This window comes from Stenotrophomonas sp. TWI1151, assembly GCF_039673135.1.
In the GTDB taxonomy this organism is placed as follows: domain Bacteria; phylum Pseudomonadota; class Gammaproteobacteria; order Xanthomonadales; family Xanthomonadaceae; genus Stenotrophomonas.
In genome coordinates, this window is record NZ_JBDJLA010000006.1 from 176,441 (window position 1) to 200,371 (window position 23,931).

General features: G+C 67.1%; 19 protein-coding genes. 5 read left to right on the top strand and 14 right to left on the bottom strand.

What is annotated here, in order from left to right; translation table 11 throughout:
- The first annotated feature begins 178 nt into the window (after window positions 1–178).
- Window positions 179–592, top strand: coding sequence for a hypothetical protein (locus ABE422_RS09875; protein WP_346482891.1), 414 nt, complete (start codon window positions 179–181; stop codon window positions 590–592).
- 99 nt (window positions 593–691) lie between these two features.
- Here the strand turns inward: ABE422_RS09875 and ABE422_RS09880 are convergent, their stop codons facing one another.
- The 4 genes from ABE422_RS09880 to hflK form a co-directional block, all read right to left on the bottom strand.
- Window positions 692–1,984: an adenylosuccinate synthase gene (locus ABE422_RS09880; protein ID WP_088432983.1), complete on the bottom strand. Its 1,293-nt coding sequence runs from the start codon at window positions 1,982–1,984 to the stop codon at window positions 692–694.
- 406 nt (window positions 1,985–2,390) lie between these two features.
- Window positions 2,391–2,576 carry a DUF2065 family protein gene (locus ABE422_RS09885; protein ID WP_121038863.1) on the bottom strand — a complete coding sequence of 62 codons (186 nt, stop codon included), beginning with the start codon at window positions 2,574–2,576 and terminating at the stop codon, window positions 2,391–2,393.
- A gap of 69 nt (window positions 2,577–2,645) precedes the next feature.
- Entirely contained in the window at window positions 2,646–3,509 is an 864-nt protein-coding gene (locus tag ABE422_RS09890) for a protease modulator HflC (protein ID WP_019186091.1), read from the bottom strand.
- Window positions 3,506–4,627: an FtsH protease activity modulator HflK gene (gene hflK, locus ABE422_RS09895; RefSeq protein ID WP_259259501.1), complete on the bottom strand. Its 1,122-nt coding sequence runs from the start codon at window positions 4,625–4,627 to the stop codon at window positions 3,506–3,508. The genes ABE422_RS09890 and hflK overlap by 4 nt, the downstream gene beginning before the upstream one ends.
- Before the next feature lie 221 nt (window positions 4,628–4,848).
- Between hflK and ABE422_RS09900 the strand changes: the two genes are divergently transcribed.
- Both ABE422_RS09900 and pilH read left to right on the top strand, forming a co-directional pair.
- The gene (locus ABE422_RS09900) at window positions 4,849–5,844 is read left to right on the top strand and encodes a YhdH/YhfP family quinone oxidoreductase (protein ID WP_346463059.1); all 996 of its coding nucleotides are present in this window, start codon (window positions 4,849–4,851) and stop codon (window positions 5,842–5,844) included.
- An 89-nt stretch (window positions 5,845–5,933) separates the two neighbouring features.
- Window positions 5,934–6,317, top strand: a complete 384-nt coding sequence (pilH, locus tag ABE422_RS09905; protein WP_313210920.1) for a twitching motility response regulator PilH — start codon at window positions 5,934–5,936, stop codon at window positions 6,315–6,317.
- A gap of 82 nt (window positions 6,318–6,399) precedes the next feature.
- On the opposite strand, the gene ABE422_RS09910 is transcribed toward pilH, so the two are convergent.
- Complete coding sequence (locus ABE422_RS09910) at window positions 6,400–7,296, bottom strand: DnaJ C-terminal domain-containing protein (protein ID WP_121038875.1); 897 nt, start codon at window positions 7,294–7,296, stop codon at window positions 6,400–6,402.
- A gap of 250 nt (window positions 7,297–7,546) precedes the next feature.
- On the opposite strand from ABE422_RS09910, the gene ABE422_RS09915 reads away from it, so the two are divergent.
- Complete coding sequence (locus tag ABE422_RS09915) at window positions 7,547–8,029, top strand: peroxiredoxin (protein ID WP_102788119.1); 483 nt, start codon at window positions 7,547–7,549, stop codon at window positions 8,027–8,029.
- 29 nt (window positions 8,030–8,058) lie between these two features.
- On the top strand, window positions 8,059–8,631 hold the full coding sequence (locus ABE422_RS09920; protein WP_102788120.1) for a ferritin-like domain-containing protein: 573 nt from the start codon (window positions 8,059–8,061) through the stop codon (window positions 8,629–8,631).
- Between the two features lie 189 nt (window positions 8,632–8,820).
- Here ABE422_RS09920 and pbpC read toward each other — a convergent pair whose 3' ends face one another.
- The 9 genes from pbpC to prpC all read right to left on the bottom strand — a co-directional run bounded on the left by pbpC (window position 8,821) and on the right by prpC (window position 23,924).
- Complete coding sequence (gene pbpC, locus ABE422_RS09925) at window positions 8,821–11,196, bottom strand: penicillin-binding protein 1C (RefSeq protein WP_313210926.1); 2,376 nt, start codon at window positions 11,194–11,196, stop codon at window positions 8,821–8,823.
- A gap of 45 nt (window positions 11,197–11,241) precedes the next feature.
- Window positions 11,242–16,161, bottom strand: coding sequence for an alpha-2-macroglobulin (locus ABE422_RS09930; RefSeq protein ID WP_346482892.1), 4,920 nt, complete (start codon window positions 16,159–16,161; stop codon window positions 11,242–11,244).
- A 156-nt stretch (window positions 16,162–16,317) separates the two neighbouring features.
- Window positions 16,318–17,775, bottom strand: a complete 1,458-nt coding sequence (locus ABE422_RS09935) for a bifunctional 2-methylcitrate dehydratase/aconitate hydratase (RefSeq protein ID WP_070471381.1) — start codon at window positions 17,773–17,775, stop codon at window positions 16,318–16,320.
- Between the two features lie 20 nt (window positions 17,776–17,795).
- Window positions 17,796–18,980 carry a 2-methylaconitate cis-trans isomerase PrpF gene (prpF, locus tag ABE422_RS09940; RefSeq protein WP_313210931.1) on the bottom strand — a complete coding sequence of 395 codons (1,185 nt, stop codon included), beginning with the start codon at window positions 18,978–18,980 and terminating at the stop codon, window positions 17,796–17,798.
- 80 nt (window positions 18,981–19,060) lie between these two features.
- A complete protein-coding gene (locus tag ABE422_RS09945; protein ID WP_346482893.1) occupies window positions 19,061–19,348 on the bottom strand; it encodes a type II toxin-antitoxin system RelE/ParE family toxin in 288 nt (95 codons plus the stop codon).
- Window positions 19,349–19,373: 25 nt separating this feature from the next.
- A complete protein-coding gene (locus ABE422_RS09950; protein WP_346482894.1) occupies window positions 19,374–19,631 on the bottom strand; it encodes a type II toxin-antitoxin system ParD family antitoxin in 258 nt (85 codons plus the stop codon).
- An 88-nt stretch (window positions 19,632–19,719) separates the two neighbouring features.
- Window positions 19,720–19,893 carry a hypothetical protein gene (locus tag ABE422_RS09955; RefSeq protein WP_346482895.1) on the bottom strand — a complete coding sequence of 58 codons (174 nt, stop codon included), beginning with the start codon at window positions 19,891–19,893 and terminating at the stop codon, window positions 19,720–19,722.
- 118 nt (window positions 19,894–20,011) lie between these two features.
- Complete coding sequence (gene acnD / locus ABE422_RS09960) at window positions 20,012–22,627, bottom strand: Fe/S-dependent 2-methylisocitrate dehydratase AcnD (RefSeq protein ID WP_346481434.1); 2,616 nt, start codon at window positions 22,625–22,627, stop codon at window positions 20,012–20,014.
- A gap of 139 nt (window positions 22,628–22,766) precedes the next feature.
- Window positions 22,767–23,924 carry a 2-methylcitrate synthase gene (prpC, locus tag ABE422_RS09965; RefSeq protein ID WP_088432970.1) on the bottom strand — a complete coding sequence of 386 codons (1,158 nt, stop codon included), beginning with the start codon at window positions 23,922–23,924 and terminating at the stop codon, window positions 22,767–22,769.
- Between the last annotated feature and the right edge of the window lie 7 nt (window positions 23,925–23,931).

A 23,931-nucleotide genomic window follows, 5' to 3' on the forward strand; every position in this document is an offset into this window, starting at 1 on the left:
GCACAGCATGCCATGGCCCCGCGCTGGCGGACGTGGTCACGCCGGTCCGATGGGCGCGGGCAACCAGTAAAACTACTGGCGCGAATGCGGGAAATTGCCGTTGCCCCGGGCATCGACGCGGCGGACACTGCGTGCTGAAGGCATGCCCCCCTCCCCCTGCGGTCTGGAGACACCTGTGATGATGCTCGCGCACCGCGTTGCCCTGCTCCTTCTATGCGGCGCTGTCGCCGCAAGTGTTGCCGCGGCGCAGGATCTGCCCGCCACCGCGCCGGATCGTTTCGCGATGCTGGACCGCAATGGCGACGGCAAGGTCAGTCGCGATGAGTACGACGGAGATGCCTTCTTCCGCCTGGTCGATGCGGATCACAATTACCGGGTGAGCGTGGAGGAAGTGCAGGCGGTGCTCGGCCCGCAACGTGATGGCGAGTTCTCGGCCGCCGAATGGGTCCGCATCGCCGACCTCAACGGCGACGGCGAATTGAGTGCCGAAGAGATGCGTCGCTCATCGGAGATGCGCTTCCAGAACCTGGATGCCAACCACGATGAGAATCTGGAACTTTCGGAACTGCAGATGGGCATCGGCCGGCGCTGACCCGGGCTTGGCAACGAAAAAGCCCCGCTTGCGCGGGGCTTTTCTTTACGCCTTACACCGTTACGCCATACCGGGCATGGCCCGGCACTACGCGCCTGATCAGGCGAACGGATCCTGCAGGACCATGGTGTGGTCGCGGTCCGGGCCGGTGGAGACGATGCTGACCGGGCAACCGGCCAGCTCTTCCAGCGCGCGCAGGTAAGCGCGGGCGGCCGGCGGCAGGTCGTCCCAGTTGGTGATGCCGTGGGTGTTCTCGGTCCAGCCCGGGAACTCCAGGTACACCGGCGTGCATTCTTCCCAGCCCTGCGCGTCCAGCGGGGCGTATTCGGTACGCTTGCCGCGGTATTCGTAGGCGATGCAGACCTTCAGCTTTTCCATGCCGTCGAGCACGTCGAGCTTGGTGATGCACAGGCCGCTGATGCCGTTGATGGCGACGGCGCGCTTGAGCGCGACGATGTCCATCCAGCCGCAACGACGCGGGCGGCCGGTCGAGGCGCCGTACTCGGCACCGCGGTCGCGGATGCCCTGGCCGACTTCATCGTCCAGCTCGGTCGGGAACGGGCCACCGCCGACGCGGGTGGCGTAAGCCTTGGCGATACCCAGCACGTAGTCGATCGCGTCCGCACCCACGCCGGCACCGGCCAGCGCGCCGCCCACGGTGGTGTTGGAGCTGGTGACGTACGGGTAGGTGCCGTGGTCGATGTCCAGCAGTGCGCCCTGGGCGCCTTCGAACAGCACGCGCTTACCCTGCTTGCGCAGGTCGTGCAGGATGCCGGCGACGTCGGACTTCATCGGCTCGACGTATTCGCCGAAGGCCAGTGCTTCGTCGTAGGTCTTCTGGAAGTCGACCGCGTCGGTCTTGAGGTAATTGGTCAGCACGAAGTTGTGGTAATCCAGCGCGGTACGCAGGAGTTCTTCCAGCTGGGCCGGGTAATGCAGGTCGGCGATGCGGATGCCGCGACGCGCCACCTTGTCTTCATACGCCGGGCCGATGCCACGGCCGGTGGTGCCGATCGCCTTGCCGCCGGCAGCGCGTTCGCGCGCCTGGTCCAGGGCGATGTGGTACGGCATGATCAGCGGCGCGGCCGGAGAGATCTTCAGGCGCGAACGCACTTCCACGCCGGAGGTTTCCAGCTCGGCGATTTCCTTCTGCAGCGCAGCCGGGGAGATCACCACGCCGTTGCCGATCAGGCACAGCGCGTCTTCACGCAGGATGCCCGACGGAATCAGGTGCAGGACGGTCTTCTTGCCATTGATGACCAGCGTGTGGCCGGCATTGTGGCCGCCCTGGAAGCGCACGACAGCGCCGATTTCCTCGGTGAGCAGATCGACGATCTTGCCCTTGCCTTCATCGCCCCACTGGGCACCCAACACGACAACTGACTGACCCATGACGGGTAACTCCTGGTTTTTGTGCGGCCATCGGGGCCGCGGGTTTGGGACCATGCCGGGGTGGCCGATCAGCGCGGGGTGGCGGACTCCAGCGGGGAGCGCGCCGACGCTGGGGTACCCAGACACGGAAAAAGCCGGACGAGTGACTCTGAAACAGAGTGCCCGTCCGGCTTTTGTGCATTATCCGGGTTTCCGGTGGCTGCTGCCACCCCGGCGGCCGGTGGACTTCACCGGCCGGTCAGGACCGCCGCGGGATGGGGCCGGCCAACGGCCGGTTCCAAGGCGGTAGTGCCGGCCGCTGGCCGGCTCCAAGCCGTTCGGTAGTGCCGGCCGCTGGCCGGCTCGCGGGATGGCCTGGAGCCGGCCAGCGGCCGGCACTACCAACGAGCGCATGGCGGGAACCCGCTCAGTGCTTCAACCACCACAGGGTGGTCAGCCCGGCCAGCAGGATCACCCCGCCCCAGGTGCGCAGGGCACTGCTGCGCAGCATCAGCAGCTGCTCGGCCATGCGCTTCCAGGCCAACGGGGCGGCGAACAGGAACAGGCCTTCGAGCACGGCGACCAGGCACAGGGCCGAGAACAGATCTTTCATGACATCTCCACAAACAAAACGGGGACCCGGTCTGCACCGGGTCCCCGTGGATGACTACCGCCTGCGGCCTCAGCGATCGCTCTTGAGGTACTGCAGGAACGGGTCGTTCTTGTCGAGCACGATCACGCCGTTGCCGTCGGTCATGGAGCCACGGTAGGCCTCCAGGCTGCGGTAGAAGGCGTAGAACGACGGGTCGGCCGAGCCGGCCTTGCCGTAGATGCGGGCGGCATCGGCATCGCCGGCACCGCGCAGCTGCTGGGCGTCGCGCTCGGCTTCGGCCACGATCACGGTGCTCTCGCGGTCGGCCTGGGCACGGATGGTCAGCGACTGCTCTTCACCCTCGGCGCGCAGCTTGGCCGCTTCCTGCTTACGCTGGGCGCGCATGCGCTCGTACACATCGTTGATCACCTGGCTGTCGGTCGGCAAGTCGATCTGCTTGATGCGCAGGTCGATGATCTGCATGCCCAGCGCCTTGACCGACTCGTTGATGCCGGTCAGCTGGTTGGCGATCAGTTCGCTGCGATCCCCGGACACCAGCTGCTGCAACGAACGCGAGTTGATCTGGTTGCGCAGGGAGTCGGTGATGATCGGGGCCAGGCGGGCATTGGCCACGCGGGCATCGCCGCCGGTCGCACGGAAGTACGCGCGCACATCGGAGATGTAACCGATGGCGAAGAAGTCGACGCTGACGTCCTTCTGCTCGGCGGTGAAGTAACGGGCCGGGGCGGTGTCGAGCACCTGGAAACGGCGATCGAACACGCGCACCGTTTCCACCAGCGGCACCTTGAAGTGCAGGCCCGGCTTGATGTCCGCACGGACCACCTTGCCCAGGTTCAGCACCATCGCGGTCTGGTCCTCACGGACCACGTAGACCGAACCCAGCAGGCCGAGCAGGACCGCTACGGCCAGACCAATCCACAGTGAACTTCTCATCGGCTGCCCTCCTCACGACCGGTCGGGCGCGTCGTCGGACGCTCCGCATTGCGAACGCCATCCACGGCCGTGCTGGCAGGCAGCGACGGCAACATGACTTCCGGGGTCACCGCCGGAGCGGCATTGGTGCTGGTGCGGTTGTCGCCCGGCATCGGCACGTAGATCAGCTGGCGGCCATCGCCACCGATGATCTTGCGGTTCTCCGAGAGCACCTTCTGCACCGTTTCCAGCCACAGGCGCTTGCGCGTGACCTCCGGGGCGTCCTTGTACTGGACCTGCAGCAGGCTGAAGCGCTCGGCATCACCCTCCGCCTTGGCGACCACGGCCTGCTTGTAGCCTTCAGCGGTGGTCCGGGCCCGTGAGGCCTGGCCGCGCGCTTCCGGAACCACCTTGGCCGCGTAGGCCTGGGCTTCGTTGATCAGACGCTCCTTGACCTGCTGGGCACCGTTGACCTCATCGAAGGCCGGCTTGACCTCCTCGGGCGGGCGGGCATCGGGCAGGGTCAGGCCGGTCACGGACAGACCGGTGCGGTAGCTGCCGAGCGAGGCCTGCAGGCGCTCTTCGGCGGCCACGGCCAGCGGGCCACGGTTGTTGAGCACGTTGTTGAGGTCGGCACGACCGACCTGCTCACGCACCGCGCTCTGCGCGGTCTGTTCCAGCACCTGGTCGGCATCGACCGAGCCGAACAGGTACAGGCGCGGATCGTCGATGCGGTACTGGACGTTGAGCGAGACGTTGACGATGTTCTCGTCGCGGGTCAGGACCGGCACCTGGCTGCTGAACGTCTTGATCTCGGTGGCATTGACCTTGGTCACCGATTCCAGCGGCCACGGCAGCTTGAAGTTCGGGCCAGGCTGCAGGATGCGATGGAACTGACCGAAGCGCAGCACGACGCCGCGTTGCTGTTCGCCGATCAGCTGGAAGCTGGAGAACAGCAGCAGCAACACCGCAGCCACTGCGACCCACCGCAGGATGCCGCCATCGAACAGGTCTTTCAGCGGACCGGGCAAACCGCCCCAACCGCCGCCATTGCCGCCACCGCGAGGACCGAACGGCCCACGTCGATTCTCGTCGGGGCCTTGTCCGCCCTTGTTGCCGCCGGGTGTATTCCAGGCCATGCACGCTCCATCAAGGTAAGGTTGCCTGCGGGCCACTCCCGCACCGTCAACCGTTAAAACGTTAAATCGCTGTCGATTCTACTAGATGGGGCAGATCGACAGGATTGGAAGGGGGCACGCATCTCGGGGAACGATTCATAACCGCCTCCGCGACCGTCCGTGAGGGTCCCCGCGCGCCGGAGCAGCGGGTAAGGTGGTGTTTTCCCCCGTCAGGCATCTTCATGGCAATTCCCGACCGGTTCAACGCTTTCCGCATCCACCAGGACGATACCGGCTACCACGCCGGGCTGGAACCGATCGGCCTGGACCAGCTCAACCCCGGCGAGGTGGTCCTCCGCGCGCACTGGTCCTCGGTCAACTATAAAGATGCGTTGGCCGGCACCGGCAAGGGCAAGATCCTGCGACGCTTCCCGCTGGTCGGTGGTATCGACGTGGCCGGCACGGTGGTCGCTTCGACCGACCCGGCCTACCGCGAAGGCGATGCGGTACTGGCCACCGGCTGCGGGCTGAGCGAGACCCGCGATGGCGGCTACAGCCCGTATGTGCGCCTGGCCGCCAGTGCGGTGATCCCGCAGCCGACGGGACTCACCCCGCGTGAGGCGATGATTTTGGGCACGGCCGGCTTCACCGCTGCGCTGGCCCTGGTGCGGATGCTGGACAACCGGCAGACCCCCGCCCACGGACCGCTGGCCGTGACCGGGGCGACCGGCGGGGTCGGCTCGCTGGCGGTGGACATCTTCACCCGGGCGGGTTTCGAGGTGCACGCGATCAGCGGCAAGGCCGACCAGGCCGACTACCTGCGTGGACTGGGTGCCCGCGAGGTCCTGCCGCGGGATGTGCTGGCGACCGCCCGGCCGATGGAATCGGCGCGCTTCGGCGGCGGCCTGGACAACGCCGGCGGCGCGATGCTGACCAGCCTGCTGGCCCAGACCGTGCCCTACGGCTCGGTTGTCAGTGCCGGCCTGGCCGCGAGCCCGGCGCTGGACATGACGGTCATGCCCTTCATCATCCGCGGCGTGTCGCTGATCGGTGTGTCGTCCTCCAGCGCACCGCGTGATCTGCGCGAAGCGGTCTGGGCGAAGCTTGGCGGCGCCTGGAAACCGGCGCATCTGGAGACGATCTGCACGGGCGAAGTCGGGCTGGATGGCCTGCCGGCGGCGTTCGATACCCTGCTCGCGGGCGACCACCACGGCCGCACGGTGGTACGAATCGACTGAGCGTGGCAGCCGGGCGACGGACGGCACGTCCGGCGCTTCACGACGGTGCGAGGCCCGCACTACACTGCGGGCATCACACGGGGAACACCATGGCACGCATTCTGATCGTCGACGATTCACCGTCGCAGCTGTTGGGGATACAGCGGATCGTCGAAAAACTCGGTCACCAGATCCTGACCGCCACCGATGGCGCCGCCGGGGTCGAAACGGCCAAGGCCGAACTGCCCGATCTGGTGCTGATGGACGTGGTGATGCCCAACCTCAATGGTTTCCAGGCGACCCGCACGCTGGCGCGCGACGCCTCGACCAAGCACATTCCGGTGATCCTGGTGACCACCAAGGACCAGGACACCGATCGCATGTGGGGCATGCGTCAGGGCGCCAAGGCCTATATCACCAAGCCGTTTTCGGAAGACGAACTATCCGAGGTGCTGGAGCGCGTTTTCAGCCACCAGGAACCGCCGACGGCGTGATGCCGATGGCGGCGGTTGGTACCGACTGTTGGTCGGTACGCACCAACGGTCGGTACGCCGCTGCATCGGCGCACCGCCTGCCTCACACCTTCTCGCCGAACGCCTTGGCCAGCGCCTTGTAGGCCTTCTTCTGCGCTTCGTCGGTCGGCGCCGGCGCAATGATCTCCAGCTCCACGATCTGATCGCCATCCGGGTTGCCCGGCAGGCCGCGGCCACGCAGGCGCAGCTTGCGGCCGGCATCGGACTCGGCCGGCACCTTCAGCTCCACCGCACCGCCCAGGGTCGGCACGCTGATGCTGGTCCCCAGCGCAGCCTGCCACGGGGTTACCTGCAGGGTGTACAGAATGTTGCGGCCATCCACCTCGAACTGCGGGTGCTCGGCGTATTCCACTTCCAGCAGCAAGTTGCCGCCACCGGTGCCCTGCCCGGTCAGGCGGATCACCTGGCCCGGGCGGATGCCCTTGGGCACGCGCACATCCAGCTGCTTGCCGCCCACGTTGATGCGCAGGCTGTCGCCCTGATAGGCCGCTTCCAACGGCACCGACAGCTTGGCGCGGGTATCGCGGGTCGGCTGCGGCCCCTGGCTGGCGCCGCCGAAGCCACTGGCGCGACCACCGCCACCGCCGCGCTGGCGCGCGAACAGGCTCTCGAAGAAATCGCTGAAGCCGCCGCCACCGGCGCCGCCCCCGAACACCTCTTCGAAGTCATAGCCCTGGCCACCGCCATAGTTCGGCGGGGTATGGAACTCCTCGCCGGGCCGGTAGCCCTGCGCCTTGAGCTGGTCATAGGCCGCGCGCTTCTGCGGATCGCGCAGCGCCTCGTAAGCCTCGTTGACTGCCTTGAATTTGTCCTCGGCCCCGGCTTCCTTGCTCACATCCGGGTGGTACTTGCGCGCCAGCCGGCGGTAAGCGGTCTTGATCTCAGCATCGCCCGCGGTGGGTTCCACCCCGAGCGTGGCGTAGTAATCCTTGAATTCCATCCAAACACCTCGACTAAGTTCGGCCACCCGCGTGGGCGGGCGCCGTCCGCGCAATTCTAGCCGCTGCGGACCGGCCCACCGTGACGCCGGGCGCGAATGATCCTGCGCAATGCGGCGGACATCCCAGCCGGCTACGCTGCCCCGGTAGCCCGCCTCTCCCGCTCCAGATGGGTCTGCACGTCCGGTTTTCAACGTGTTGACATGGCCATCCCATGCCCCTCACTACCCTGCCTGTGTCCAAGGAGTCCGTATGACCATCCACGTTGGCGACCGCATTCCCGAAGTCACCCTCAAGCGCATCCGCGAGGGCATGGAGACCATCGACACCCATGCCCTGTTCGATTCGCGCAAGGCGGTGCTGTTCGGCGTGCCCGGCGCATTCACCCCGACCTGTTCGGCCCGGCACCTGCCCGGCTTCATCGAGCAGTTCCCCGAGTTCCGCCACCGCGGGATCGAAGTGTTCTGCATGGCGGTCAACGATCCGTTCGTGATGAAGGCCTGGGGCGAGAGCCAGCAGGTGCCCGACGGCCTGCAGCTGTTGTCCGACGGCAATGGCGAGTTCACCCGGGCCCTCGGCCTCGAGATGGATGCCAGCAGCTCCGGGATGGGCATCCGCTCGCGCCGCTTCGCGCTGTACGTCGAAGACGGTGTCGTGCGCGAAACCTTCATCGAGGAACCCGGAAAATTCGAGGTGTCTTCGGCCCAGTACGTGCTGGAGCATCTCCCCCGCTAGACCCACGCAACAGAGGAACCCGGCCAGCCATGTCAACGCCAGCCAAGAACACCCCCAACAACGCCCGCCCGCCGGGCATCAGCGACACCGCCACCCTGCGTGCCAAGGCCCGCAAGGACATCGAGGATGGCGCGATCACCGACAGCTACAGCGCCGACCGCAAGGCGGTGATCAAGCTGCTCAACGATGCGCTCGCCACCGAGTACGTCTGCGTGCTGCGCTACTACCGCCATTACTTCATGGCCAAGGGCATGCTCGCCGATTCGATCAAGGCCGAGTTCCTGGAGCACGCACAGCAGGAACAGGCGCACGCCGGCAAGCTGGCCGAACGCATCGTGCAGCTGGGCGGCGAGCCGGATCTGAACCCGGATACGCTCACCGCGCGCTCGCATGCCGAGTACAAGGAAGGCAGCGACCTGCGCGACATGGTCCGCGAGAACCTGATTGCCGAGCGCATCGCGATCGACAGCTACCGCGAGATGATCAACTTCGTCGGCGACAAGGACACCACGACCAAGCGCATCCTCGAAGAGATCCTCGCGCAGGAAGAAGAGCACGCCGACGAATTCGCCGATCTGCTGGACGGCTGGATCGGCGAGTAACGCCAGCCGCATGCCGACTCTTGGCCCTGTAGTGTCGGCCGCTGGCCGGCTCCTGACGCTGTAGTGCCGGCCGCTGGCCGGCTCCTGCAGCATCCGAACGGCGTGCAGTGCCGGCCAGCGGCCGGCACTACCGTTCATGGTGTGATGCCGGCCAGCGGCCGGCACTACCCGATCGCGGGCAGCAACCCGTCAGCGCAGGATCCGGAACCGCACCTGCGTCCACGCACCATCGGCGGCCAGCGCGGTCAGCGTGTGCTCACCCACCTCGTCGAAATCGCGCTGGAACAGCCGCGCGCCTTCAGTGCGGGCGATCCAGCGGTCATCCAGCAGCCAATCCACGGTCGTTTCATTGCCCAGTGCACGCAGTTGCAGGCGAACGCCGCGCTCGGCATTCGGCGCGCGTGCGAGGGTGGCGCGGTCGTTGAGCCCCTCGATATGCAGCGTCCCACCACTCTCTCGACCATCGTCGCTGCAGTCCGGGGACAACGCAGGCAACTGCGAGGCCTGACGCTGCGCCTGCGGCAACCACGGCGACAACAGCGCCGGCCAGCGCGCGATCTCACGCGACTCCGCCGCATGCGGTCGGCTGCACTCCGGCGACAGCCGCAGCCCCGTGCGCGCATCCACCTGGAACCGCTGCAGACCCGGCTGCCACAGCCGCGCCTCGCGCTCGGCGAAGGTCGGCGGCACCGCCCCATCGAGCACGAACGCCGGCATCCGCCGCTGGCACAGCGCGGGCGCCATCTGCTCGGCCAGACCACCGGTCGGCCAGCAGATATCGGCCTGCGCCACGCTCGCCGGCATCGGCGCCGCACGGGCATCGCCGGCCTGGCGCGGCAGACTGTCGACCACCTCGAACATCAGCGGCAACGCGGTCACCGCGCCGTACTGCCCGGGTAGCGGCGTGCCATCCGGGCGCCCCACCCACACACCTACCGTGTAATGGCGCGTCGTGCCGATCGCCCATGCATCGCGGTAGCCGTAGCTGGTGCCGGTCTTCCAGGCCACACGCGGGCGCCCGGTGACATCGAAGGTGCCGGTGCCGTAGCCCGGGCGGGGATTGGACTCGAGCACCTCGCGGGTGATCCACGCCGCGCCGGGGGACATCAGGCGGCGCTCGATCACCGCATCCCCGGCGGTATAACGCACCCGCCCGGCGATACCGTTGCGGTTGAACGCGGCGAAGGTGCCGACCAGATCCTCCAGCCGCGCGCCGGTGCCGCCGAGAATCAGCGAGAGATTGGGCGCACTGCCGTGCGGAAAGCGCAGATTGATGCCCGCATGCGACAGGCGTGCCGCGAAGCGCGCCGAGCCGACGCGATCCAGCAGGTCCACCGCCGGCACATTGAGTGACAACCGCAGCGCCGTGGCGGCACTGACCGGCCCGTTGAAGGCCGCATCGAAGTTGCCCGGCCGATACCCGCCGAAGCTCTGCGGCGCATCCACCATCAGGCTTTCCGAATGGATCAGGCCATCATCCAGCGCCATGCCGTACAGGAACGGTTTCAGCGTTGAGCCCGGTGAGCGCCACGCCTGCACCATGTCCACATGGCCGAGCCGCTGTTTGTCGCCGAACGCCACCGAACCGACGTAGGCACGTGCCTCCAGTGTGCGGTTGTCCACCACCAGCAACGCCGCCGAGGTGCGCTCGGGCAGCTGTGAAAAGTAGGACGACACACGCTCTTCCAGCGTGCGCTGCAGGCCGATATCCAGCGTGCTCTCGATCCGCGCCGCCCGCGGCTGCGCCGAGCGCAGGCGCTGCGCCAACAACGCCGCATGCAGCGGGGGCTGCAGGGCGCGGGTGACCACCGGCTCGATGCGCGCATCGTCGACCTCCTCGCGTGACCACACACCGAGTGACACCATGCGTTCGAGCACCTTGTCACGCGCCCGCTGTGCCGCCTCCGGATGGCGGTCCGGACGCAACCGGCTGGGCGACTGCGGCAGCACCGCCAGCAACGCCGCCTCGGCATGCGACAACTGCGAGGCCGGCTTGCCCAGATAGGCCCAGCTCGCCGCCTCCACGCCTTCGATGGTGCCCCCATAGGGTGCACGTTCCAGATACAGCGCCAGGATCTGCGCCTTGCTCAGGTGCAGTTCCAGCTGCACCGCGCGCAGCAGCTGCTTGGCTTTGCCCCACGGCGTGCGCGTATGCGGATCGAGGATTCGCGCAACCTGCATGGTCAGCGTTGAACCACCGGAGACGATCCGCTGCTCGAACAGCCATTGCTTGCCCGCGCGCAGCAGGCCCCACGGGTTGATGCCGGGATGCCGCCAGAACCAGCGATCTTCGTAGTTCAGCAGCGCCTGCAGATACAGCGGCGAGACGCTGTCGGCGGAGGCCGGGTAGCGCCACACCCCGTCCGCATCGGCGAACGCACGCAGCGGCGTGCCATCGCGCGCAACGACCAGGGTACTGGTGTCGCGTTGCCTGGGCAGCGGCGGCGGGAACGCGAGGTCCAGCACCAGCAGCAGTGTGAGCAGCGCCGCCGTTCCCCAGCGCAGGCAGGGCAGCACGTTGCGTCGCACGGATGCCCACGACCGTTTGGAAAAAAGAGACATCATGTCCATTCAGCAGGCGGGCCGTCATCGCGACGGCCCGCCCTGCGATCAGGGCTGCACCACGGTCAGCGAGGCCGGGAGGCTGCGCCCCACCCCGCGCAGGTCGGGACGGTACATGTCCTCCACCAGCGGCGGCGGCACGCGGTAGGTGCCCGGCGTGACCGCACGCACCAGATAGAACACCTTGGCAGTGCTGCCCCGCGAGAGTTTCAGCGCGGCCACATAGCGGTCATCGCGGAACTCCTCGTGCTTGATGTTGGCCGCATCGCCGCGGTCGTTGACGCTCAACCCGTCGACCACCACATCGGCCCACTGCTTGGCATCGCCCAGGTTGAAGTTCTCGATCTCCAGCCCGGCCGGGAGCAGATCGGTCAGCAGCGCATCGGGCATGTCCACGTTCGGGGTGACGCTGACCCGCACGATCAGGGCCTCGCCTTCCTTCAGCGGACGCGGCGTCCACGGCTTGCCATCAGTGGTGTACCAGCTGCGCTCCACGCCGAGCGTGCGGCTGTCCGGCTCCGGCGGGTTGCGCGGAATGCCGGCCACTTCCAGGCTGGCGAACATCGGCGGCTCCCCCTGCGGGGTGAAGCGCACGCCCTTGGCCAGCGCGGCGTAGTCGACGCTGCGGCCGAACATGCGGCGTGCCGAGATGCTCTCGCTCTCGCCCCCCACCACCAGTTCGCCCGAGACCAGCTTGGTCTGGTTGGCCGACAGCGCCTTGCCCATGCGCGCCAGCGCCACCTGCTCCTGGGTGCTCAGCCACATCCAGCCACTGTTGCGGCGGGCGTCCAGCGCGCGACCGAGATCGACCGCGCGTGCATCGTAGGCCGGCTTGGACAGCTTGCGTTCGTGCAGCAGCGCGATCATCAATGCGTCATCGCGCACCGCGCTGCCGTAATCGCCGAAGTAGGCCGGACGGTCGTCCGCGCTCTTGGCGAAGCCGGCGGCAATGGCCGCATCGCCGCGCTTGTGATCGCCCTGCAGGGACAGCGCGATGCCCAGGTGCACCAGCGACAGGCCGGTCAGCGACTTGCTGCGTTCGTTGTCGTACAGCGCGCGCAGGGTACCCAGCGGCGCGCGGTTGACCCGGGCCAGCACGTAGCCCGAATACGCCTGGTTGGCGAACTTCAGGTTCTCGCGGCGGTCCTCGCCGTAGAACTGGTTGCCACCGGACAGCAGGTCTTCACTCAGGCGGTTCAGCGCTTTCTGCAGCACGTTGTCCGGTACGGCGAAGCCGGCGTCCTTGGCGTCGAGCAGGAACTCGGCGATATACGGCGTCAGCCACGGATTGATGTAGCCGTCGTCGCCCCACATCGAGAAGTTGCCGTTGGCGACCTGCATCGAGGCCAGGCGGCCGAAGGCACCTTCCATGCGCTCGCGGCGGGTCTTGGCATCCAGCCCGTCCGCACCCAGCATGGCCGAGGTCGCTTCATCCAGCATCAGCGCGGCATAGCCCTTGCTGGTGGTCTGCTCGGCGCAGCCATACGGATAGTTGAGCGCGCCATTCAAGGCACTGGCGAACGGAATCGGCGGCAGCGCGCTGACCAGCATGCGTGCGGTCACCGAGTCGTTCATCAGGCCATCGGCCAGGCCGGCGTCCATCGTGACGGCGGCCAGCGGATCCAGCGTGCGGGTCTGTGCGCGCAGCACCTGCGGCCATGCGGCACGCACCGGCAGGTCATAGCGGCGATCGACCTTGAAGCCGTTGCCATCCACGCGCACGCGGACCTTGGCTACCGTGTAGCCCTCGCGCGCGGTCAGCGGGAAGCTCAGCGTGCTCTTGGCGTCGGCGTTGAGCTTGAGCGTGCGGCTGGCGTCGCCCAGGGTCAGCGGCCCGATGCCATCGACCTGCACTCTGAACTCGCCCGGCGTGCCGGTGAAGTTCTGCACATCCAGGGTGACCGTGCTGGTATCCCCGGGCGCCATCACGCGCGGCATGCTGGCTTCGGCCAGGATCGGCGCGCGCACCACGGTCTCCACATCGCGCTTGCCGTACTGGTCATCGGCGTACACCAGCGCCGAGACGCGCAGGGTGCCGTTGAAATCCGGCACCTTCAGCGCGATCCGCGCGATGCCCTTGGCATCGAGTTTCACCGGGCCGGAGAACAGGTCCACCGTCTGCACCCGCGCGGTCGGGCGCTTGGCCTGCGGCATCGCGGCCAGCGCCATGTCGCCACCGAACTTCAGCTTGCCGCTGCTGCCGTCGAAGCTTTCGATCACGCGGCTGTAGATGTCATACGCATCCACGCCCAGACGACGCTGCGCGAAGAAGTGCGCAGCGGCATCGGGCACCGGGAAGCGGGTGATGTTGAGGATGCCCACATCCACCGCCGAGACCGTCACATGCGCGACCTTGCCGGCCAGCTGTGGGGCACTGACGGTGACCGGCAGCGTCTGCTCCGGGCGCATCTGCTTCGGTGCCACCAGGCCGACCGCGATCTGCCGCGCCTTGCGGTCCATCGGCACATGCACCACGCCGACCGCACGGGCCGGGGTGATCTTGCTCGGGGCACTGCCGCCACGGAACACCAGCGCGGTGATGTAGACGTCGTGGCGTTCCCATTCGGCGGTGACCGGAATGTCGTAGGTGCTGCCCGGCTTGGCGTCGATATCCTGGACGTAGAGCATCTTGTCGCTCTCGACCATCAGCACGCCCTTGCCGGCATGCGGCGGGGTCACGGTGACGCGCACGGTATCGCCGGCCTTGTAGCCGGTCTTGTCCAGCGCCAGCTTGACCTTGTCCGGGCGTGCATCCAGGCCGCGGTTGTCGTCGTTCCAGCTCCAGCCGGCGTTGAAGGGATAGCGGCTGGTCAGCCCGGTGGCCGGATCGAACACGTCCAGTCGGTACTCGCCCCACTCCACCGGGAAGTCAACGCCGACCGCCGCACTGCCCGCATCGACGGTGCGGGTGTCCTTGTTCTCGAAGCGGCGGGTGAAGTCGTAATCCCAGCGGTTGTCGTTGAAGGTCCAGTGGTAATCGCGCAGCTCGCGCACCAGCGTGACCTTCAGGCCCTTGGCCGGCTGCGGCTTGCCCGCCGCGTCCACGCGCATCAGTTCGAAGCGCGCGTTGCTGTTGGCATCCGCGCCATCCTTGGGATCAAACAACGGGCGCACACCGACCAGCGCGGCGGCCGGCCACATCACCCGCTTCAGGGTGCGGGTCACGGTGCGGCCACCGGTTTCATACACGCTCCCGGAGAGCACCACGGCGATCGGTGCGGTCGGCTTGACCTCCGCCGGCAGCTCCACGTCCTGGCGCAGTTTGCCGTCGGCCGGGAATTCGGTATCGATGACGTCACGCGCCTCGCGCGGCAGCGCGGTGGTCGGGTCGCCGAAGAAGTAGCCCGGCAGCGACTCGACCGGCGACTGCTCGGCCGCCACGGCCAACCGTGCGGTGAAGCGGTTGCCGTCGGCCGGCGCGCCGTACAGATACGCGGCATCGGCCTGCAGCTTGAGCGGCTCGCCCGGCTTGAGCGTCTTCTGCACGCTGTCCAGGTCCAGCTTCATGCGCTCGGGCAGGAACTCCTCGATCCGCAGGGTCATACCCTGGATCGCTTCCTTGCTGGCCGGGTTGGTGCGGAACTCCACCTGCCAGCGCCCGGTCGGGGCCTCGGCGGGGATCAGCTGCTCGAAGCTGAAGTAACCCTGCTCGCCCGGGGTCAGGCGGGTCTCGCGGAAGGTCTTGCCGTCCGGCTGCTTCAGGCGCAGGAAGACGGGCTGCGGCTTCACCGGCTTGCCGTCGTTGTCGCGCAGCAGTGCGGAAATGCGCACGGTCTCGCCGGGACGGTACAGGTCGCGGCCCGACCAGGTGAACACGTCGAACCAGGCGTTGTCGCGCCCGGCCACGGCGAACTCGCTCAGGTCCAGCGCGGGCTGGTTGAACGGCAGCATCGAGGTATCGCCGCCACTGCTGGCGATCAGCACATGGCTGGCATCCAACGTGTAATTGAGCAGCGCATTGCCGTTGCCGTCGGTTGCGCCCTTGAGCACCACCTCACCCTTGCCATCGAGGATGCGCAGCTCGATCTTCTTCAGCGACGCCCCGCTCTGCAGCGAGGCGGTGTGCACGAACAGCTTGTCCTTGTAGGCACGCGTATGCAGGCCGATGTCGCTGACGGTGAAGAAGGCGGTGTCGTACTCGCCTTCGAACGAACCGCTGCGCTTCATCACCGCGAAATACAGGCCGGGCTGCTGCAGCTCCTTGATGTCCTGGGTCGGCAGGTAGGTGAGCACGCGCTCGTTCTGCTTGCCGCCGATCACGAAGCGGTTGACGTACACCGGCTCGGCCAACTGCGACATCGGCGTCTTGTCGCCGTAGTCGCTGTCCAGCTCCCAGCTGCCGCGGCGGCCGCCGCGCTGGTACTGGCTGAAGAAGTTCGGCAGTTCCTTCTCGCGCACGCGCAGGAACTCCACGTCCACTTCCGGCACGTTGACCGAGACCACCGGCAGGCCGCGGCTGTCCTTGGCGGGCAGCACGCTGCCCTGCGAGGCGAACCCGGCCACCGGCTTGAGCTCGCCGGTGAAGACCTTCTGGCGCAGCTCCTTGCCGATCCGGCTGCCATCGGCGGCGAGCAGATCGGGCGAAACGATCAGCGAATATTCCTTGGCCGCCTCCACGAACGGATAGCGCAGGGTCTTGCCGTCATCGGACAGCGACCAGCTGCTGTCCTCGGTGCCGACCTTCTCGGCGAAGCGGACCAGTGCATCAAAATCCTGGGTGCCGACCAGCGGGCGCGAGAACTCCAGCGCCAGCGACAGGCCGTCGCTCTTCTGATCGGGGTAGGCCCGGACCAGGGTGAACTCGGTGACCGCCTCGGCCTTGGCCGTGATCGGCGCGCCGGACGGGGCTGGTAGCTGGCCGCTGTCGTTGCGCTTGCAACCCCCGACGCCGATGGCCAGGCCGGCGACCAGCGCCAGGCCCGCGATTCCCTTCCAGCTCCACTGCCCGAACCGACTGCGGCTAGCCATGACGTCACTCCTTGAACAAGGCGGCCAGTATACGGGCCGTCCCCGTCCGTTCGCGGGCGACCCCGGGCGATCCGGGCGTCATGGGTGACCGGCAGGGCCACCGCCAAGGGCAGCCGCCAAGAGCCATCGCTAAGGGCAGCCGACCAACGGTCGGCTCTACCCGGCGACGTAGAGGTCGACGTACTCGTGCACCGGCATCGCTTCCAGCGCGACCGGGTCCAGCGACGCCTCGATGATCCGGCGCTGCTGCACGGTCGGGAACACCCCGGCCAGGTGCCGGCGGAACTTGTCCTCCAGCAGCGGGATGCCCTCGGCCCGGCGCCGGGCGTGGCCCAGCGGGTACTCGACCACGGCCTCCATCGTGCTGCCATCGGCGAAGGTCACGTGCAGCGCGTTGGCGATGCTGCGCTTGTCCGGGTCCAGGTAGTCGGCCGTGAACTGCGGCTCTTCCACGCAGGTGATCGTCGCCCGCAGCGGATCGATGCGCGGATCGGCCGCCACGTCGTCCTCGTAGTCCTCGGCAACCAGCCGGCCGAAGATCAGGCCGATCGCCACCATGTACTGCACGCAGTGATCGCGGTCGGCCGGGTTATGCAGCGGGCCGGGTTTGTCGATGATGCGCAGGCAGGCCTGCTGGGTGCGCAGGGTGATCTGCGCGATGTCTTCGCTGCGTTTGCCGCTGGCGCGCATCTGCGCATGCACCTGCATCGCCGCTTCGACCGCCGTCTGGCCATGGAACTCGGCCGGATAGCTGATCTTGAACAGCACGTTCTCCATCACGTAGCTGCCGTACGGCCGCTGGAAGCGGAACGGCTGCCCGCCGAAGGAGACATCGTAGAAGCCCCAGGTCGGCGCGGTCAGCGCGCTGGGATAGCCCATCTCACCGGCCGCGGCCATCAGCGACAGGCGCACCGCACGGCTGGTGGCATCACCGGCCGCCCAGCTCTTGCGCGAGCCGGTGTTGGGCGCGTGCCGGTAGGTGCGCAGCGACTGCCCATCCACCCAGGCCAGCGACAGCGCATTGAGCATGCGCTCACGATCCAGACCAAGCAGGTGTGACACCACCGCGGTGGAGGCGACCTTGACCAGCACCACATGATCCAGCCCGACCCGGTTGAACGCATTCTCCAACGCCAGGCAACCCTGGATTTCATGCGCCTTGATCATCGCCTCCAGCACATCGCGCATGGTCAGTGGCGCCCGGCGCAGCGCCTCGGCATTGCGGCTGAGCCAGTCGGCGGTAGCCAGGATGCCGCCGAGGTTGTCGGAGGGATGCCCCCACTCCGCGGCCAGCCAGGTGTCGTTGAAATCCAGCCAGCGGATCATCGCGCCGATGTTGAAGGCGCCCTGCACCGGATCCAGCTCGAAGCGCGTCCCTGGCACCCGGGCGCCGTTGATCACCTGCATGCCGGGCACCAGCGGCCCGAGCAGCTTGCTGCAGGCCGGGAACGATAGCGCCGCCAACCCGCAGCCCAGCGTATCGATCAGGCAGTGCCGCGCGGTGGTGTACGCCAGCGGCGAGCTGACCGGGTAGTCGCGGACGTAATCGACGATGTCGGTCAGGACCGTGTCCCATGGCGGGCGCTGGTTGCTGTGGCTGTCATGACCGGACATCGCGATTCTCCTGTTGGGACTTACAAGGTGGTGGCAGGCACCCTTACCGCACCGTCCATCAAGACGCGGGCACTGCGGCTCATGATGGCCTTGGTGACCGTCCACTGACCGTCAACGAGCGCCGCCTGCGCGCCCACGCGCAACGTGCCGGAGGGATGACCGAAGCTCACCGATTCACGCTCACCGCCACCGGCGGCCAGGTTCACCAGCGTGCCCGGGATCGCGGCGGCAGTGCCGATGGCGACTGCGGCGGTGCCCATCATCGCGTGGTGCAGCTTGCCCATGGACAGCGCGCGCGCGTGCAGGTCGATCTCGCCCGCGGCGATCTGCTTGCCACTGGAGGACACGTAGTCCTGCGCCGGGGCGACGAAGGCGACCTTCGGTGTGTGCTGACGGGTCGCGGCCTGCTCGATGGTCTCGATCAGCCCCATGCGCACCGCGCCGTGCGCGCGGATCGCTTCGAAACGCGCCAGGGCGGCCTTGTCCTCGTTGATCGCCGGCTGCAGTTCGGTGCCGGTGTAGCCCAGATCAGCCGCGTTGAGGAAGATGGTGGGAATGCCGGCGGTGATCATCGTGGCCTGGAAGCTGCCCACGCCGGGCACGTCGAGCGTGTCGACCAGATTACCGGTCGGGAACATCGTCCCGCCCTCGCCATCATCGGAGGGATCCAGGAACTCCAGCTGGATCTCCGCGGCCGGGAAGGTCACGCCATCAAGGTCGAAATCGCCGTCCTCCTGCACCTGGCCCTCCACGATCGGCACGTGCGCCAGGATGGTCTTGCCGATGTTGGCCTGCCAGATCCGCACGGTGCACAGGCCGTTGTGCGGAATCCGCGCCGGATCGATCATTCCGTTGCTGATCGCGAACGGGCCCACCGCCGTGCTGAGGTTGCCGCAGTTGCCACTCCAGTCGACAAATGCCGTCTCGATCGCCACCTGGCCGTACAGATAATCCACGTCGTGCTCCGGCACCGACGGCGCGGAGATGATCACGCACTTGCTGGTGCTGGAGGTCGCGCCGCCCATGCCATCGGTGTGCTTGGCATACGGGTCGGGCGAGCCGATCACGCGCATCAGCAGCGCATCGCGGGCCGGGCCCGGCACCTGCGCGGCGGCAGGCAGGTCGCTCAGCTTGAAGAACACACCCTTGCTGGTGCCACCGCGCAGGTAGGTGGCGGGAATGCGGAGCTGGGGGAGATGGGTCATGAAATCATGTCCGTGCAGGATGGATGGGGACGAGCGGATGCGTCATCCGCTTGAATGGCGCTGCGTGCACCGGAGGACGGTCAGGGCGTCTGATCCATCAATGCATCGAGCCCGCGCGAGGTATCCCAGACGCGAAGGATGTCAACGCGGTCCGGAAGGTCAAGGTAATAGACCAGATAGCGATCAAAGACGGGCAAGATCACGAATCGCAGTGGGACCGGCAGGTCATCGCTGACCCAAGCGTGCCGAGCGGACCCTGCCCCAGGACATGCCGCGATCCGCAGCAGTGTGGCATCCACCGTCGCGATGAACCGTTCGCCCAGCACCAACCCTCCCTGACGCGCGAACCAGAGCGCAGCGTCGGCCACGTCCTGTTCCGCGCGTGGTCGCCACTCAATCCGCTTCACGATCCAACCGCTCTGCCAGGTCACCGCGCATCCGCTCGAAAGTTGCCGAGGTGACCGGGGCACTTGGGCCAGACGCCAAGCCCTCCGCAATCAACCGGCGCAGCAGCTCTTCGGCCTTTTGCCGCTGGCGCTGGCGGATCAGGTCGCGCACGTAGTCGGACGTACTGGAGTACCCCCCCTGGCTTACTTCCTCATCGACAAACTGTTTGAGCGGATCGGTGAGCGAGATGTTCATCGTGGCCATGATCAGACCTCTTTGGCAATTTTTGCCATAAAAGTGTGCACCTACATCCCATTGATCGCAACTCCGCCTCGTTCATCCCGCCGCTCCACTATTTGGCCGCCGCACTACGACGTTCCCAGCGGAACAGCCACAGGATGATCAGCTTGGTGCTTCCGCTGACCACGGCCAGCAGCAGCAACGGCCAGCCCAGACGCAGGCGCATGGCGAAGGCGAAGGCGAACACGATGGTGGAGATGTCCATCAGCAGGATCAGCTGGCTCATCCGCAGCGACACCGCGCCCGTGCGGCCGCCTGTCCCGGGTATTGTGGAACCTACGCGCCGATGGCCCCATGCCAGCGACGCGCCAGGCCCGCACCTCGCGGGCGGGCCTGGCATACCGTCACATCGCCTGCGCCGATTCCAGGAAGTCCTGGGCGAACCGCTGCAGCACGCCGCCGGCCTCGTAGATCGAGACTTCTTCAGCGGTATCCAGCCGGCAGGTGACCGGCACCCGCAGCTGCTCACCGTTGCGACGATGGATGACCAGGGTGAGTTCGGCACGCGGCACGCGATCGCCGAGCACGTCGAAGGTTTCAGTGCCATCGATGCCCAGGGTCTTGCGGTTGACGCCTTCCTTGAACTCCAGCGGCAGCACGCCCATGCCGATCAGGTTGGTGCGGTGGATGCGCTCGAAGCCTTCGGCGGCGATCGCTTCCACACCGGCCAGACGCACGCCCTTGGCGGCCCAGTCACGCGAGCTGCCCTGGCCGTAATCGGCACCGGCGATGATGATCAGCGGCTGCTTGCGGCCCATGTAGGTTTCGATCGCTTCCCACATGCGGGTGACCTGGCCTTCCGGCTCCACGCGCGCCAGCGAGCCCTGCGTGACCTGGCCATCGATCACGGCCATTTCATTGATCAGCTTCGGGTTGGCGAACGTCGCGCGCTGCGCGGTGAGGTGGTCACCGCGGTGGGTCGCGTAGGAATTGAAGTCTTCCTCGGGCAGGCCCATCTTCGCCAGGTACTCGCCGGCCGCGCTGCTGGCCATGATCGCGTTGGACGGCGAAAGGTGGTCGGTGGTGATGTTGTCGCCGAGCACGGCCAGCGGTCGCATGCCGGTCAGGCTGCGGGCACCGGCAAGCGCGCCTTCCCAGTAAGGCGGGCGGCGGATGTAGGTGCTCTGCGGGCGCCAGTCGTACAGCGGGCTGATCGGGGCGCCGTGCTCCACCTTGAAGGTGAACATCGGGTCGTAGACCTTGCGGAACTGTTCCGGCTTGACGCAGGCCTTGACCACCGCGTCGATCTCGGCATCGCTCGGCCACAGATCCTTCAGCGTGATCGCGTTGCCGTCGGCATCATGGCCGAGCGCATCCTTTTCAATATCGAAGCGCACCGTGCCAGCGATCGCATAGGCCACCACCAGCGGCGGCGAGGCCAGGAAGGCCTGCTTGGCGTACGGGTGGATGCGGCCGTCGAAGTTGCGGTTGCCCGAGAGCACGGCGGTGGCATACAGGTCGCGATCGATCACTTCCTGCTGGATCTTCGGGTCCAGCGCGCCGCTCATGCCGTTGCAGGTGGTGCAGGCAAAGGCCACGATGCCAAAGCCCATCTGCTCCAGTTCGGTCAGCAGGCCGGCTTCTTCCAGATACAGCTGCACGGCCTTGGAACCGGGCGCCAGCGAGCTCTTCACCCACGGCTTGCGGGTCAGGCCGGCGCGGTTGGCGTTGCGCGCCAGCAATGCCGCGGAGATCACATTGCGCGGGTTGCTGGTGTTGGTGCAGCTGGTGATCGCGGCGATGATCACCGCGCCATCGGGCATCAGGCCATCGGCCTGTTCCTGCCTGCCCGAGGCCAGCTTGCCTTCATCGGCGATGCCGCGCGCAGCCAGGTCGGTCGTCGCCACACGCTTGTGCGGGTTGGACGGGCCGGCCATGTTGCGCACCACGGTGGAGAGGTCGAACTGCAGCACGCGCTCGTACTGCGCGGTGACCAGGTCGTCGGCCCACAGGCCGGTGGCCTTGGCGTAGGTTTCCACCAGCGCGACCTGGGCATCTTCGCGGCCGGTCAGGCGCAGGTAGTCCAGGGTCTGCTGGTCGATGTAGAACATCGCCGCGGTGGCGCCGAACTCCGGCGTCATGTTGGAGATGGTGGCGCGGTCACCGATGGTCAGCGCGTTGGCGCCCTCCCCGTAGAACTCGATCCACGCCCCCACCACGCGCTCCTTGCGCAGGAACTCGGTCAGCGCCAGCACCACGTCGGTGCAGGTGATGCCCGGCTGCGGTCGGCCGGTCAGCTCCACGCCGATGATGTCGGGCAGGCGCATCCAGGACGCACGGCCGAGCATGACGCTCTCCGCTTCCAGGCCGCCCACGCCGATCGCGATAACCCCCAGCGCGTCCACATGCGGGGTATGGCTGTCGGTGCCGACGCAGGTATCCGGGAAGGCCACACCCTCGCGCACCTGCACGACCGGCGACATCTTCTCCAGATTGATCTGGTGCATGATCCCGTTGCCCGGCGGAATCACGTCGACGTTCTTGAACGCCTTCTTGGTCCAGTTGATGAAGTGGAACCGGTCTTCATTGCGGCGGTCCTCGACGGCGCGGTTCTTCTCGAACGCGGCCTTGTCGAAGCCGGGGAATTCCACCGCCAGCGAGTGATCCACGATCAGCTGGGTCGGCACTACCGGATTGATCTGCGCCGGGTCACCGCCGGCATCGGCGATGGCATCGCGCAGGCCGGCCAGATCGACCAGGGCGGTCTGGCCGAGAATGTCATGGCACACCACGCGGGCCGGGAACCACGGGAAATCCAGGTCCTGGCGGCGCTCGATCAGCTGCCGCAGTGACGCATCCAGGGTGGCCGGGTCGCAGCGGCGCACCAGGTTTTCGGCCAGCACGCGCGAGGTATACGGCAGCGTGGCATAGGCGCCGGGCTGGAGCGCGTCGACCGCGGCCCGGGTATCGAAATAGTCCAGCGCGGTGCCGGGGAGGTTCTTGCGGTACTGAGTATTCATGGCTGGCGATAGCTGCTTGTTGGCGGGCCGGGGCGTCGTGACACCGGCGAAGAAGGAGTAGCGACGCCGCAACGGAGCAGACCGGCATCGCGCCGGCCTGGTCCGCAAGGCACCCGCGAACGGGTGCGGTACGTCTGTCTTACTTGCGCTGGTCGATCGGCACGAAGGCCTGGTCTTCCGGGCCGGTGTAGTTCGCACTCGGGCGGATGATCTTGCCGTCGATGCGCTGCTCGATGATGTGCGCGCTCCAACCGGAGGTGCGTGCGATCACGAACAACGGAGTGAACATCGCCGTCGGCACGCCCATCATGTGGTAGCTGACCGCGCTGAACCAGTCCAGGTTCGGGAACATCTTCTTGATGTCCCACATCACCGATTCCAGGCGCTCGGCGATGTCGTACATCTTGACGTTCTGCTGCTCGGCGGACAGATCGCGCGCGACGTCCTTGATGATGCTGTTGCGCGGATCGCTGACGGTGTAGACCGGGTGGCCGAAACCGATCACGACTTCCTTGCGCTCCACGCGGGCCTTGATGTCGGCCTCGGCATCGTCGGGGCTGTCGTAGCGCTTCTGCACTTCGAAGGCCACTTCATTGGCGCCACCGTGCTTGGGACCGCGCAGCGCACCGATGCCGCCGGTGATCGCGCTGTACATGTCGCTGCCGGTGCCGGCGATGACGCGGCAGGCGAAGGTCGAGGCGTTGAACTCGTGCTCGGCGTACAGGATCAGCGAGGTATGCATCGCCTTGACCCACGAATCCTGCGGCTTCTCGCCGTGCAGCAGGTGCAGGAAGTGGCCACCGATGGAGTCATCATCGGTTTCCACATCGATCGCACGACCGTTGTGGCTCCAGTGGTACCAGTACAGCAGCATCGAACCCAGGCAGGCCATCAGCTTGTCGGCGATATCGCGCGCGCCGGGATGGTTGTGGTCGTCCTTCTCCGGCGACACGCAGCCGAGCACGGAGACGCCGGTACGCATCACGTCCATCGGGTGCGCCGACGGCGGCAGTTCTTCCAGCGCGGCCTTGACCGCGGCCGGGATGCCACGCAGCGACTTCAGCTTGGTCTTGTAGGCGACCAGCTCGGCGCGGGTCGGCAGCTTGCCATGGACCAGCAGATGCGCGATTTCCTCGAACTCGCTGGTGTTGGCCAGATCGGCGATGTCATACCCGCGGTAATGCAGGTCGTTGCCGCTGCGGCCGACGGTGCACAGCGCGGTGTTGCCGGCGGCGGTGCCCGACAGGGCGACGGATTTCTTCGGCTTGAAGCCGGGGGCGGTAGTGGTGTCGCTCATGATCCCT